Origin of the sequence: Bradyrhizobium sp. CCBAU 51745, assembly GCF_028128715.1 — a bacterium.
Lineage (GTDB): Bacteria > Pseudomonadota > Alphaproteobacteria > Rhizobiales > Xanthobacteraceae > Bradyrhizobium > Bradyrhizobium manausense.
This window is the reverse complement of the sequence record NZ_LBJP01000007.1, coordinates 19398-32209: the sequence shown is the minus strand read 5'-3', so window position 1 is coordinate 32209 and position 12812 is coordinate 19398. Positions and strand designations below refer to the sequence as shown.

General features: G+C 63.1%; 12 protein-coding genes and 1 tRNA gene. 5 read left to right on the top strand and 8 right to left on the bottom strand.

Annotated features, from left to right (window positions below):
* Positions 1–15: 15 nt before the first annotated feature.
* Positions 16–1812, bottom strand: coding sequence for an adenylate/guanylate cyclase domain-containing protein (locus tag XH98_RS07445; protein ID WP_271618254.1), 1797 nt, complete (start codon positions 1810–1812; stop codon positions 16–18).
* 246 nt (positions 1813–2058) lie between these two features.
* On the opposite strand from XH98_RS07445, the gene XH98_RS07440 reads away from it, so the two are divergent.
* Positions 2059–2691: a LysE family translocator gene (locus XH98_RS07440; protein ID WP_271600797.1), complete on the top strand. Its 633-nt coding sequence runs from the start codon at positions 2059–2061 to the stop codon at positions 2689–2691.
* A 159-nt stretch (positions 2692–2850) separates the two neighbouring features.
* Here XH98_RS07440 and XH98_RS07435 read toward each other — a convergent pair whose 3' ends face one another.
* Complete coding sequence (locus XH98_RS07435; RefSeq protein WP_271618253.1) at positions 2851–3603, bottom strand: sulfite exporter TauE/SafE family protein; 753 nt, start codon at positions 3601–3603, stop codon at positions 2851–2853.
* Positions 3604–3699: 96 nt separating this feature from the next.
* On the opposite strand from XH98_RS07435, the gene XH98_RS07430 reads away from it, so the two are divergent.
* Positions 3700–4590, top strand: coding sequence for a LysR substrate-binding domain-containing protein (locus tag XH98_RS07430; RefSeq protein WP_271618252.1), 891 nt, complete (start codon positions 3700–3702; stop codon positions 4588–4590).
* Between the two features lie 120 nt (positions 4591–4710).
* Here XH98_RS07430 and XH98_RS07425 read toward each other — a convergent pair whose 3' ends face one another.
* The 3 genes from XH98_RS07425 to XH98_RS07415 all read right to left on the bottom strand — a co-directional run bounded on the left by XH98_RS07425 (position 4711) and on the right by XH98_RS07415 (position 7914).
* Positions 4711–5676, bottom strand: coding sequence for a Bug family tripartite tricarboxylate transporter substrate binding protein (locus XH98_RS07425; RefSeq protein ID WP_271600794.1), 966 nt, complete (start codon positions 5674–5676; stop codon positions 4711–4713).
* A gap of 17 nt (positions 5677–5693) precedes the next feature.
* Complete coding sequence (gene hisN, locus XH98_RS07420) at positions 5694–6476, bottom strand: histidinol-phosphatase (protein ID WP_057752773.1); 783 nt, start codon at positions 6474–6476, stop codon at positions 5694–5696.
* A gap of 547 nt (positions 6477–7023) precedes the next feature.
* Entirely contained in the window at positions 7024–7914 is an 891-nt protein-coding gene (locus tag XH98_RS07415; RefSeq protein ID WP_271618251.1) for an N-formylglutamate amidohydrolase, read from the bottom strand.
* 328 nt (positions 7915–8242) lie between these two features.
* On the opposite strand from XH98_RS07415, the gene cpdR reads away from it, so the two are divergent.
* Positions 8243–8602, top strand: a complete 360-nt coding sequence (cpdR, locus tag XH98_RS07410) for a cell cycle two-component system response regulator CpdR (protein WP_007597092.1) — start codon at positions 8243–8245, stop codon at positions 8600–8602.
* 77 nt (positions 8603–8679) lie between these two features.
* A tRNA-Val gene (locus XH98_RS07405) sits at positions 8680–8754 on the top strand.
* A gap of 463 nt (positions 8755–9217) precedes the next feature.
* Here the strand turns inward: XH98_RS07405 and XH98_RS07400 are convergent.
* The 3 genes from XH98_RS07400 to XH98_RS07390 form a co-directional block, all read right to left on the bottom strand.
* A complete protein-coding gene (locus XH98_RS07400) occupies positions 9218–10102 on the bottom strand; it encodes an NAD(P)/FAD-dependent oxidoreductase (RefSeq protein ID WP_271618250.1) in 885 nt (294 codons plus the stop codon).
* A gap of 7 nt (positions 10103–10109) precedes the next feature.
* Entirely contained in the window at positions 10110–11741 is a 1632-nt protein-coding gene (locus XH98_RS07395) for an alpha-amylase family glycosyl hydrolase (RefSeq protein ID WP_271618249.1), read from the bottom strand.
* Between the two features lie 235 nt (positions 11742–11976).
* Complete coding sequence (locus tag XH98_RS07390) at positions 11977–12186, bottom strand: hypothetical protein (protein ID WP_057752704.1); 210 nt, start codon at positions 12184–12186, stop codon at positions 11977–11979.
* A gap of 94 nt (positions 12187–12280) precedes the next feature.
* Here XH98_RS07390 and XH98_RS07385 point away from each other — a divergent pair, with 94 nt between their 5' ends.
* The gene (locus XH98_RS07385) at positions 12281–12754 is read left to right on the top strand and encodes a metallophosphoesterase family protein (RefSeq protein ID WP_271600790.1); all 474 of its coding nucleotides are present in this window, start codon (positions 12281–12283) and stop codon (positions 12752–12754) included.
* Positions 12755–12812 lie beyond the last annotated feature (58 nt).

Below are 12812 nucleotides of genomic sequence, written 5' to 3'. Positions count from 1 at the left end.
GATCGCAGCTCGGCCTCAGGATTCGGCGGCGCGTCTGACGTCGCTCTGGACCAGCGTCAGCTTGCTGGCCGGTACGCCCGCCTTCAAGAGCCCGTCGCGGTAGTGCGCGACGTCCTCGGGCCGCTTCCAGTGAAAATTCCGCAAATGGCGGTCGACATTCAGCGTCGGGTAATTGCGCATCAATACGCCTGTCGCCTCGCTCGCATCAGCGGTCCGGCCCATCTGCGCCAGCGCCGCGGCGCTGATCGCCAGAGCCTGCATATGGTTCGGGTTGATGTAGAGCTGCTCGCGGGCCCAGGACAGGGTCGCGTCATACTGGCGGAGGAGATAATGGCTGAAGGCGTTCAGCGCCGCCCATTGATAGCGCGGGTCGCTGTTGTCGCGCTGGGCGGCCATCGAGAACAGCTCGATCGCCTGGCGGTGCTCGCCGACCATGAAATGGCAGATGCCGAGCACGCCGCGCGCGCCCATGTCGTAGGGGTTGAGCGCGACCGCGCGCTTGGCGGCGTCCATCGCTGCCTCGTGATGCCCCTCCATCGCATGCGCCCAGGACAGGATCGAGAACGCGAACGAGGAGCGCGGGTCGAGCCGCACGCTGGTTTCGGCGAGGTTCATCGCCTCGGCCCACATCTCGCGCGTGCCCTTGACCCAGCCGAACTGGATGCTCTGGATCTGGATCGTGGCGAGATAGGCATGCGCGATCGACAGCTTGGGATCGAGCGCGATCGCTTCCCTGAATAGCGCGACCGCGGTGGCCAGGTCTTCCTTGGTCTGCCGGTAGTAATGCGACAGCCCTTTCAGGAAGCGATCCCAGGCCGTGACGTCGTTGGTCGGGCGCGCCGGCGCGGAGGCCTCGGCGCGGACGATCTCGGTGGCGATGGCTGCGGACAGATTGGTCGTGATCTCGTCCTGCATGGCGAAGAGGTCGCCGATGTCGCGGTCGTAGCGGCCGGTCCAGAGCTGCTCGCCGGTCTCCGGCGCGATCAGCTCGGCGGTGACGCGGATCTTGGCGCCGGCGCGCCGCACCGAGCCCTGGATCAGATAGGTGGCATCGATCTCGCGCGCGATCACGCGGGTGCTCGCGTTCTTGCCTTTGAAGGCGAACGTCGAGTTGCGGCTCAGCACGCGGTAGAAGGACTGCAGCGACAGCGCGTGGATCAGGTCCTCGGTCAGGCCGTCGGAGAAATATTCGTCCTGGGAGTCGCTGAGATTGGCAAACGGCAGCACGCCGACGATGGCGGTGCGGTAGGCTTGCGACAGCGTCGAGCCTTCCTTCAGCTCCGGCGCGAGCGCGGCGGCGCCGTCAGGCGTCCAGGTCCAGACCCCGACCGGATCCTTGATGTTCTTGAAGCGGTGGTTGCCGCCATCGACCAGCGGCACGGTGAGATGCTTGCTGGCCTCGCTGTAGGCCTTGGCCGAGATCGCGAACCCGCCGGGGCTCGCCACCGATTCGAGGCGGACGGCGATGTTGACGTCGTCGCCGAACACCTCGTCCTCGTCGGCGATGACGTCACCCATGTGGATGCCAAGCCGGAACTGCATGGCGCGGTCGGCAGGCAGATGACGGTTGCGCTCCGCCATCAGCAGCTGCATCGCGATCGCAGCCTCGGTGGCGCCGACGATGGAGGGGAATTCCAGCAGGAAGCCGTCGCCGGTGTTTTTCACGACACGGCCGCCGTGGTTGAGAATGATGGGATGGATCGCGTTGCGATGGGCCTTGAAGGCGGCATGGGTACCGGCCTCGTCACTGCCCATCATCCGGGAATAGCCGGCGACATCGGCGCAGACGATGGCGGCCAGACGTCTTTCCATATCCTCGGAGCTCCAAGGGAAAGGGCCCAGCCACTTGCGCGGCGGCAGCCCGCGAATCCCGCATTTCAAGAACTGGGCCTTTATAGAGCAGATGATGCCCAGATAAAGCAGATGATGCCCAGCGAAAGTATGATCCGCATTGCAAATTGATGCAAATCCTGACCATTTCCGATGGTGGACGGCGGGGTGCGAACGGACTAAGGCCAGTCCCTTGGGACGGACCTGCCGGGCGGCGAGGACCTTTTGATGCTGGGCATTCACGAAATCTGGCTCTTTGTCCTGTCGGGCGTGCTGCTCAACATCACGCCGGGGCCCGATACGGTCTATGTGATCGGCCGCAGCATGCAGATGGGCTGGCGCGGCGGCGCGGCCGCCGCCTTCGGCATCAGTTGCGGCTGCTTTTTCCATGTCGTGGGCGCGGCGATCGGCCTTTCCGCGCTTTTGATGGCCTCATCGACCGCGTTCGGGGTGCTGAAGCTGGTCGGCGCGGCCTATCTGGTTCTGACTGGTCTTCAGATGCTGTGGTCGCGGCCGCGGCTTTTGGCGGTCAAGGACGAGGCGGAGCGCAGCTCGCTGCGGCGGGTCTTCCTCCAGGGCGTCTTCACCAACGCGCTCAATCCCAAGGTCGCGCTGTTCTTCCTGGCCTTCCTGCCTCAATTCGTCGCAGCCGACGCGCCGCACAAGCCGCTCGCTTTCCTGACGCTCGGCCTGATCTTCATCTTCACGGGCACGCTATGGTGCCTGGTGCTGGCGGCGTTCGCGGCGAAGGCCGCTCACCGGCTGCGGCGGTCCGAGGGTGTGATCGCCTGGGTCAACCGTGCACTCGGCGGCCTCTTCATCTATCTCGGCATCCGCGTCGCCATGCTGGAGACGCGGTAGCTTTCGCTGCCAACGACCAGCACGGACCCTGTAGGGTGGGCAAAGGCGTGCCAGCGCCGTGCCCACCATCGCCCTCGATCGCGAAAAATGCGTGGGCACGCTTCCGCCTTCGCTCTTCGAGCTGCGGCGAAAGCTTTGCCCACCCTACGGATTTGTGCCTTACGCCAATTCCTTCAGCAGCGCGCTGCCGGCGAGGTAAACGCCGAGCAGGATCATCGCGACCAAAAACCAGCGGCGAAATGCCTCCGCCGGCATCCGCTGCCGCACTGACTGGCCGACATACATGCCGGCAAAGGCCATCGTCATGGCCACAGTGCCCGGCACGGCATTGGCTGGCGTCAGCAATCCGCCCGCGGTGAGGTTGAAGGCGAGCGCCAGCGTCGCGGTGGTGAAGAACACGCCGAGGGCCTGCACCAGCTCGTCCTTCTCCATCCCGATCGCCTGCATGAACGGCATCGAGGGGATCACCTGCACACCCGTCGAGGCCGAGATCACGCCGGTGACGACGCCGACCACGCCGCCGACCCATTTCTCGTTCCGCGGGGCGATGTGGAACTTGAATTTGCTGAGGCCAATAAGGGCATAGATCACCAGCAGGACGCCGAGCACCACGGTGCCGTAGCGCGCATGGGGGCCGGTCAGCGCGCCGGCGTTGAGCCAGCATCCGATCACGGTGCCGATCATCAGCGGCCACAGGCGCCTGAGGATGTCGCGCAAATACGGGCCGACAAAGGTCTGCCAGATGTTGGTGACGATGGCGGGCACGATCACGATTGCGATCGCGCGACTCGGCGCCATGTTCACCGCAAGCAGGCCCATCGACACCGTCGGCAGGCCGAGCCCGACGACGCCCTTGACGAATCCGGCAACCAGGAAGACGGCGGCGATGAGAATGAGGAGTGGGTCAATCATGGGGCCACATTGACCGAAGCGGCGCGTGGGCACAATCTGGAGGTTATGGAGATAGCCTTCGCTAGGAGCGAAGGCTGATTTTGGAGGAAAGGACCCGTGCGTTTCGACCTCGTCGACCTCCAGCTCTTCATCGCGGTCGCCGACCAGCGCAGCATCACTCGCGGCGCCGAACGGTCGCATCTGGCGCTAGCATCCGCCAGCGCGCGCATAAAAGGGCTCGAGGACGCGCTCGGCGTCGCGCTGCTCAAGCGCGGACGGCGCGGCGTGGAGCTGACCGCGGCGGGCGAAAGCCTGCTCGATCATGCCAGGCTCGTGATCCACCAGGTCGACGCCATGCGCGGCGATCTCGCCGGCTTTGCCAGCGGCGTGCGCGCCAGCGTGCACTTCCTCGCCAACACCTCAGGTCTCTCGGAGCATCTGCCGAAGGCGCTCGCCGGCTTCCTGCGCGAGCATCGTGATGTCGCGATCGACATCGAGGAGCGCGAGAGCACCGACATCGCGGCCGCGATCACCGCCGGCGCTGCCGATCTCGGCTTTGCCGCGGAGCACGCGCTGCCCGATCATATCGAGCGCTTCGTGTTCAGCGAGGACCGCCTGACGCTGGTGACGTCGAAACGCGGCCCGTTCGCCGGCCGCCGCCAGATCGATTTCCAGGAGGCGGGCTCTTGCGAGTTCGTCGGCCTTACCAGTGCCACCGCGCTGCAGATGCACATTTCAAAGCACGCCGCGCGGCTCGGTATGCGCCCGCATTTCCGCGCGCGCCTGCGTGACTTCGACGCGATCTGCCGGCTGGTCTCGGCCGATGTCGGCGTCGCCGTGGTGCCCGAAGCCGCCGCCCGCCGCTGTGCCAAGCTGATGCCGCTCGCCATAGTCCGCCTGCGCGACGCCTTCGCCAACCGCAAGCTCGTGATCTGCGCGCGCAGCTTCAAGGCGCTGCCGCGCCCGGCCAAGATGCTGGTGGAGCATTTAAGGGGCGAGGCGGTGTGAGGTGGCTCGAGAGATCGTCATGCCCGGGCTTGTCCCGGGCATCCACGTTTTTTAGTGCGGCTTGGAAAGACATGGATGGCCGGGACAAGCCCGGCCATGACGGTGTAGCAACGGCGCGGCCTACTTCGCCGTCTCCACGCCTGCGTCCTTGATCACCTTCGCCCACTTCTTGGTCTCATCCGCGATGAAGGCGCGAAAATGCTCCGGCTCGTCGCCAACAAGCGTTGCGCCCTGCTGGGCGAGCTTCTCCTTCACTGCGGGATCCGCCATCGCCTTGGTCGCGAGGTCATGCAGCGCGGCGACGATCTCTTTCGGCGTGCCCTTGGGCGCCACCATTCCGTACCAGTTCTCGATGCGCAGATCGGGAAAGCCGGCTTCCTTCGTGGTCGGCACCTCCGGCGCCGTGGGTGTGCGCTCGGCGGAGCCGACCGCCATCGGCCGCAGCGCGCCGGCCTTGACCTGCGGCAGCAGCGCCGGGAGATCGAGGAATGTCATCTGCACCTGCTGGCCCAAGAGATCGTTCACCGCCGGCGCGGCGCCGCGATAGGGCACGTGCACGATGTCGATCCTGGCCGTCAGCTTGAACAATTCGCCGGCGAGGTGTGGCAGGCTGCCGGGTCCGGTCGAGGCGAAGTTGAGTTTTCCGGGCTGCGCTTTCGCGAGCGCAATCAATTCGCCGAGGTCCTTTGCCGGCACGTTGCTGGCGACGACGAGCATTTCCGGCACGGTCGCAACCAGGGTTATCGGCGTAAGATCGGTGAGCGTGTCGTAGGCGACCTTCTCCATGCTCGGGCTGATCGCGAGCGCGCCGGCGCTGGTGATTGCGATGGTGTAGCCGTCGGGCGCGGCCTTGGCCACCGCATCGGTCCCGAGCACGCCGCCCTGGCCGCCGCGATTGTCGATCAGCACCGGCTGGCCTGAGAGTTCCGACATGCGCTGGCCGATCACGCGGGCGATGATGTCGTTGGGGCCGCCGGCCGGGAACGGCACGATCAGCTTGATCGGTTTCGCCGGAAAATTCTGGGCGGAGGCGAGGGTCGGAAACAGAAGCAGGATCGAGAGGAGGAGCTTACGCCAATTTGTCATGCAAGCCCCTCGCTCGCCTACGCATTGAGCAACTTCAGTGCTTCTTCGTGAACTCTTGCATCGCCCGCCGCGACGATGCGGCCGCCGCCTTGGGCCGGCTTGCCTTCCCAGGTGGTGACGACGCCGCCGGCGCCGGTCACGATCGGGATCAGCGCTGCGATGTCATAAGGCTTCAGCTCGGTCTCGACCACGAGATCGACATGGCCGGCGGCCAGCATGCAATAGGAATAGCAATCGCCGCCATAACGCGACAGCCGCGCACCCTGCTCGATGCGGCCGAAAATGGCGCGGTCGCGCTCGTTCATCAGCAAGGGAGAGGTGGTGTAGGTCGTCGCCTCCGACAGCGAGGCGCAGCGGCGGACCTGCAGCCGGCGTTCACTGGTGGGGCCTTTGTAATTGGCCGAGCCGTTGTCGCCGGAAAAGCGCTCGCCGATGAAGGGCTGGTGCATCATGCCGTAAACCGGCGTGCCCTTGTGCAGAAGCGCGATCAGCGTGCCCCAGATCGGAAAGCCGCCGATGAAGGACTTGGTGCCGTCGATAGGGTCGAGCACCCAGACATAGTCGGCGTCCTCGCGCTCATTGCCGAATTCCTCGCCGACGATGCCGTGCTGGGGGAAGCTCGCCTTGATCAGCCGTCGCATCACCGCCTCGGCGGCGCGATCGGCCTCGGTCACCGGATCGAAATCCTTGGTCTTGCTCTTGTCGTCGATCGACAGCGAGGTGCGGAAGAACGGCAGGATGGTCTCGCCGGAGGCAGTGGCGAGCCGTCCGATGAAGGCTGAGAAATCGATCACCGTCACGGCGCATCCTCAAAACGAAAGTTGGCTGAAGCTCGCATCTGCCTAGCTCAATTCGCCGCTTGCGTGCAGCGCTGTCTTGATTTGCACCCTGGTATTTTGGGTCCGGCGACCGGTTGGCCCAGCAAGCTAAATAGTCAGACGATTGGCGAGCCATCTGCTGGCCAAATATCGATCATTGAGTTGAAAACTTAGTTCCGAACATGCCTTGTTCGTATGCAAATGACTATCAACCCATTGAATTTCCTTATCAAAGAAACTGAATCTGGGTTTCTCTGGGAGCAACTGAGCCATGTGTTTTTGCATGGGAAACGGCTCAAAAGCCCTTGCACTTTGTGCGGCGCGGCCGCATATTGTTGCGGTGCGGTAGCGCTTCTCGCGTTACCGCTGCCCTCCTTGGGCGTTTCCTCCCTAGACTTGGGCCGCTTGCGTCATTCGCGAGCGGCCCTTTTTTCTTGTCTGTCTGTTTTCAGTTTGGCGCGCGATCCCGAGCCAAACGCAAACGCCTTCGCGTCAATCGCAGGCAAGGTGATCGTTCGAGCCGGCGCGGCTATTCCGCCGCGGCCTGGAACGGGCCGAGATCGCCGAACGGGATCGTGGTCGCCAGCACCTCGGCGAGAACGCCGAAATCGCTCGCCACTTGCGCAAAGCGCGGGCTGCGCTCGCGGCGGCGCTCATCCATGTAGATCGCGCGGTTGAACTCGAGCTGCACGGCATGCAGGCCGCTTGCAGGGTTGCCGTAGTGCTCGGTGATGAACCCGCCGGCATAGGGCTTGTTACGGCCGATCGAATAGCCGAGCCCCGTCATGGTCTCCTCGACGCGGTCGGGCAGCAGCGGCGTGCAGCTCGTGCCGTAGCGGTCGCCGATCACGACGTCGGGTCGGCGCGGCTCGTCCCTGCTGACGCCGACCGAGGGCATCGAGTGGCAGTCGACCAGCACCACGGTGCCGAACATCTGGTGCACCTTGTTGATCAGCCGGCGCAGCGCGCGGTGGTAGGGCTTGTACAGCGTCTCGATCCGCGCCAGCGCGTCGTCGACCGCGATGCGGTCGCGATAGATCTCCTGGCCGTCGCCGACCACGCGCGGAATCGTGCCTAATCCGCCGGCGACCCGCATCGAGCGAGTGTTGGCGAAGCTCGGCAGGCGGCCGGTGAACATGCGGGGATCGAGCTCATAGGGCTCTCTGTTGACGTCGACATAGGAGCGGGGAAAGTTGACCCGCACGGTCGGAAAGCCGCGTGCGCTCAAATGGCCGATCAGCTCGTCCATGAAGGAGTCTTCCGAGCGCCGCAGCGTCGGCAGGTCGATCCGGGATGCGTTCAGGAATTCGTCCGGGTAGGTCGAGCCGGAATGGGGCGAGTTGAAGATAACAGGCGCGCGCCACTCGGCGGGCTCCACGATCTCGAAGGCTGGCGACTCCGCGCCGTCAAACCGGGTCATCTTCTCAGGCTTCGTCCCTTCACGCCGCACGATCCAGCATGGGTCCAGATCGGGTGATTCGGCCGATCGAGCGGCTCTTATGTGTCGCCATTGTCCGGAATCGCAACCATTCTGCCAAGCGAAAAAGCGTGATCCGCGCTGGAACATGTCTTAACCGTGTGGGCGGGCAGGCGTGGATGCGTGGGCGCACCGGAATTGATTCGTCGCCCGTTCCGGTTCACAACACCCCTCGTAGTGCGAGCCCAGAGGGTTAAGATTTTCACCCCAAATTTACCCTCTGTCGGGCTTAGTAACCTCTGCATATCCTCTGGGGATCGACGTTCCGCCCATGCCAAAAATCCTGCTCGCCGAAGACGACAACGACATGCGCCGTTTCCTGGTCAAGGCGCTGGAAAACGCCGGTTTTCAGGTCTCGTCCCATGACAACGGCATGGCCGCCTATCAGCGCTTGCGGGAAGAGCCGTTCGAGATGCTGCTGACCGACATCGTGATGCCGGAGATGGACGGCATCGAGCTCGCCCGCCGGGCCTCGGAACTCGACCCCGACATCAAGATCATGTTCATCACCGGCTTTGCCGCAGTCGCCCTGAACTCGGATTCGGACGCCCCCAAGAACGCCAAGGTGCTGTCGAAGCCCGTTCACCTCAGAGAATTGGTGAGCGAAGTGAACAAGATGCTGGCGGCCTAAATCGGCCGCGTTCCGTCCTTGCGCCGGCTCCCCTGAGCCGTTATAGGGACCCCCACCCGACCTATCCGGACTAATTAGGGCACGTAGCTCAGCGGGAGAGCACTACCTTGACATGGTAGGGGTCACAGGTTCGATCCCTGTCGTGCCCACCATCCTCTTCAATGATTTAGGCGTTCGGCGCCCGAGGCCTGAAGGGGTGGTTTCCACGAAATTTCCACGAAGGCCCATTTTCGCGCGGGCCGGCCCGCCCAGATAAAGCCGGCCGCCCCAAGGCGGTCGCTTGGTTTCCAGACCCCTGGAGAAGGATGCCGAAGCATAACCTCGCTTTCCGGTGGGGCCGGTGATCAATCACTCGTCTGGCGAGACTCATCCGAACGCGAACCATGCCAGCACGGCAAATATCGGGATAAGTGCCACGCCGAACAGTACGAGGGGCGACGGCTCGTTGCCTGTGCGGTCATCCCTCATGTTCTAGTTCCTCGGAGAAAACCCCGCGACGGAGGCGAAGCGGGCTTGCCCCGCTATGAGGAGATGCGTGATCTGCCCGCAGAATGAATGCCCGCTCGGGAGATCAGTTCCTAAAGACAAGTTCTCGGACGCTCTTGATTTTGCCGGCTAGGCAAGTCGTCGAGGTAGACTGTTATGAATGGTGCAGGCCGCTACTGCGGCGTGGCCAAAGGCGACAGAGATTTGGTGCAGATCGACGACAAGATCTCCAACACCGTAGAGACCGGCGATCGAGGTCCGTTGGTGATCGTCGACCGTGAGATAGCCTCCATCGGTATGCGCTGCGCCAAGCGATAGTGCGAGTTGCGAGCGAACCTCGGCGCCCATGGCCGGGTATATGACATCGAACTCGACCGCCGCGTCGGCAAGCACGGCCTCTAGCTTGTCACCGGAGCGTCTTAAGCTCACGTCTGGCGCATGGATGAGGGAAATATCGGTTTCGGCAAGCACGGATGCCAAATCGTCCCCATTCATGCGGGTCGCGAGCACGGTCACGTCGGTAGAGAAGCCGCGCAGAAATAGTGCCTTGGGCGTCGCTTGGTCCAGCGGCCCCACCACCGCGACACGACGGCCCGTCGCTTCATAGGCATCACATACGGGGCAATACCGCAACAGTCCCTCAGCGACCGCAAGGCGCCATTGTTCACATGTCGGATGGATGTCGACTATCCCGCAAGCGAGCACGACGGTCGCGGCATCGGCGGCTCCACCGGTCCAGGTTACCTGAAATCCATCCTGTGCCTTTTCGAGCGACGTGACCTCGGCTCGGACCAGCGGCACCTTTAGCTCCGCGAGTTGGGCGGTCATGCGCGCCAGAAGCTCCGTTCCGGGTAACCCGCCGGCAAAACCCGGTAGATTGTGGCTGCGGGGGATAAGGGCGGCCCGACTTGCCCCGGCATCAATCACGCAAACGCTGCGGCGGAAGCGGGCCAGGTAGATGGCAGTCATCAGTCCCGCGGGCCCGCCGCCGACGATCACGCAATCGAGGGACATCGCATCCTCATACGAACGACCCAGGGATGCTGCGGGAAAGAATCACGCCCTCGTTGCCTCGAAGCAGGACTGAGGCCGCCGCTAAAGCCTCGGATGCCCGGTCCAGATGGGTTGATAGCAGGACACGGCCGGAAACCTGGCTGGGCCACTTCCGTGGTTCGTCTGCGATGTTGAGTACTATCAGCATGTGGTGTCCTTCATAGACCCGTTCGAACGCAACAATGTCGTTCTGCGAGCGCAGCGGGTGGTAGTCGCCTTCACGAAGACATGCATGCTCGCGCCGCAACCTCAGCAGCGTGCGAAACAGCATCAGGATCGAACTGTCGTCGTTCTGCTGAGCTGTCACATTGGTCGATCCCGCCGGATCGAGCGGCAGCCATGGGCGTCCGTCCGAGAACCCACCATTTGCTGTATCGTCCCATCGCATCGGAGCGCGTTCGGGATCACGGCAATGGCCGTAGCCGGGAACGAGCCTTTCGAATGGGTCCTGAACCTGATCGGGCGGAATAGGGACGCGCTTACGACCGATCTCGTCACCCATGTAGAAAAAGGGAGTTCCTCTCAGGGTCATCAGGAGCATTGCCAGGACACGTAGTTGCGCCTCGCCGATCTTGCTCGCGATCCGCGGCTTGTCATGGCCGCCGATCACCCACACTGGCCAGGCGCCGTCGGGCAGGGCATTGAAATAGGCATCGATCGCGGCTTGCAACGATAATGCATTCCAAGGCGCGTCAAGCAGCGCGAAGTTGAGCGGCAAATGCAGCCGCGGGCGCTCCGTGCCGTAGAAGTGGCCGATGCGATCGGTTTTGCCTTGAACTTCGCCGCACAACAGCCGCTCGGGATATTCGTCAATCACGCTACGGATGAATTCGATGCATTGCATCGTCTCCGGTCGGTCGTCCGTGAAGACAGGTGTTTGTCGCTGCGGTGGCGGCTTGCCTTGGGCATCGGGATTCGCTGGGTTGTCACGCAGATGCGCGTCCTTGATCAGAACCGCACTGGCGTCGACGCGGAAACCGTCGACGCCTCGGTCAAGCCAGAAGCGCATCACATCGGCGATGGCGGAGCGTACCTGCGGGTTGCGCCAGTTGAGGTCGGGCTGCTCAACCAGAAAGGAATGATAATAGTATTGCCGCCGCGCTTCACACCACTCCCATGCGCTGCCGCCGAAACGGCTGAGCCAGTTGTTGGGCGGACCACCGTTCTCCGCGGCGTCCGCCCAGATGTACCAATCTGCTTTCGCGCTGCTGGGTGAACTACGGCTCTCCACGAACCATTCGTGATCATCCGCGGTGTGATTGGGCACGAGATCCAGGATAAGGCGTATTCCGGCCTGATGCAGGGCGGCGAGAAGCTTGTCGAACTCATCAAGGCTGCCGAAGGCCGGGTCGATCGCGCGGTAGTCGGAGATGTCGTAGCCGAGATCGCGGAACGGACTCTTGTAGATCGGCGTCAACCAGATTGCATCGACGCCCAGCCATTTCAGATAGTCGATCCGGGACATCAGGCCGGTCAAATCGCCCTTGCCGTCGGCATCGGAGTCCTGGAACGAGATCAGGGCAATTTCGTAGATGACCGCGGATTGCCACCATGGGCTTCCGTCACGCGCCGAGCAGTCATCGTCTCGTTCTGCTTTCAAGGCTTCCACATCCTCGGCTCTGGAATCGTGCCGATGTTCGTTTTCTGGCTGACCTGGTTGGCATCTAAGTCGTGGCGGGAACGAAGGTTGCTAATGCTGTCGTAAGTTGTCGTTTTTCCGGAAATTCGCGCATTGGAACGAGGCGGCGAGTCAGTGATTGGGCGTCATCAACTTAGTCCCAAACTTGCGCGCAAATCCTCGAGCATATGACGGATCCATCAATCGATTGCGTGAGCTATCGTGTGACAGGCTTTTGCGGATCGTCCCGGCGTTGCGCTGCTTCGGTGTTCCGATCGAGCTGGGCGCGCTCGCTGCGGCGCAGATGCCCCGAGCGCCAGACGCCGTACCAGATCGCTCCGCCAAGGACCAAAACGCCAAGACACAGCAACCAAACCGTTTTGACAGAGAGGTCTCCAAGAAGCATTCCTACGCCGGTGTTGCCCATGTCTGTGCTCCCGTTAGATAGGCGGGCAATTCGAGCGCGGCATTGTCGTTCCTAAACGCGGGTCAAGGCAGCTGTTATGGGGAGATGCGAGGCAATGTTCAGGATCGGCATCATCTCGGACACCCACGGTCTGCTGCGGCCGGAAGTGGAACAATGCTTCCGCGGGACCGCGCACATCATTCACGCCGGCGATATCGGTGCCGAGCATGTCATGGAAGGGCTACGCCGGATTGCCCCTGTCACTGCGATCCGGGGCAATGTCGATGTCGGCGATTGGGCCCGCTTCTATCCCGAGACGACGACCGTTCATCTCGCCGGGCGAGCCTTCTATGTCTTGCATGATATCAACGACCTGAAGAGCAGGCCCGCCCCCGCGGATGTCGACGCCGTGATCTCTGGCCATTCGCATCGGGCAAGCCTCAGGACCACGGATGGTATCACCTATCTCAACCCGGGAAGCGCCGGGCCGCGGCGATTCAAGCTGCCGATCACGCTGGCAACGATCGACATCGACGAGCATGGCGAAGTTCGGGTGAACGTACGCACCCTTGATGAATGTTCTCGATAGCTCGGCCGCCTGATGGGAAGCTAGGAACACTTTCGCTCGGGTTGTGTTAGCGCAGCGA

Coding starts and splice junctions, on each gene's coding strand:
- XH98_RS07445 (WP_271618254.1), bottom strand. CDS start 1,812: ATGGAAAGACGTCTGGCCGCCATCGTCTGCGCCGATGTCGCCGGCTAT.
- XH98_RS07385 (WP_271600790.1), top strand. CDS start 12,281: ATGTTCAGGATCGGCATCATCTCGGACACCCACGGTCTGCTGCGGCCG.
- cpdR (WP_007597092.1), top strand. CDS start 8,243: ATGCCAAAAATCCTGCTCGCCGAAGACGACAACGACATGCGCCGTTTC.
- XH98_RS07400 (WP_271618250.1), bottom strand. CDS start 10,102: ATGTCCCTCGATTGCGTGATCGTCGGCGGCGGGCCCGCGGGACTGATG.
- XH98_RS07415 (WP_271618251.1), bottom strand. CDS start 7,914: ATGACCCGGTTTGACGGCGCGGAGTCGCCAGCCTTCGAGATCGTGGAG.
- XH98_RS07390 (WP_057752704.1), bottom strand. CDS start 12,186: ATGGGCAACACCGGCGTAGGAATGCTTCTTGGAGACCTCTCTGTCAAA.
- XH98_RS07435 (WP_271618253.1), bottom strand. CDS start 3,603: ATGATTGACCCACTCCTCATTCTCATCGCCGCCGTCTTCCTGGTTGCC.
- XH98_RS07425 (WP_271600794.1), bottom strand. CDS start 5,676: ATGACAAATTGGCGTAAGCTCCTCCTCTCGATCCTGCTTCTGTTTCCG.
- XH98_RS07440 (WP_271600797.1), top strand. CDS start 2,059: ATGCTGGGCATTCACGAAATCTGGCTCTTTGTCCTGTCGGGCGTGCTG.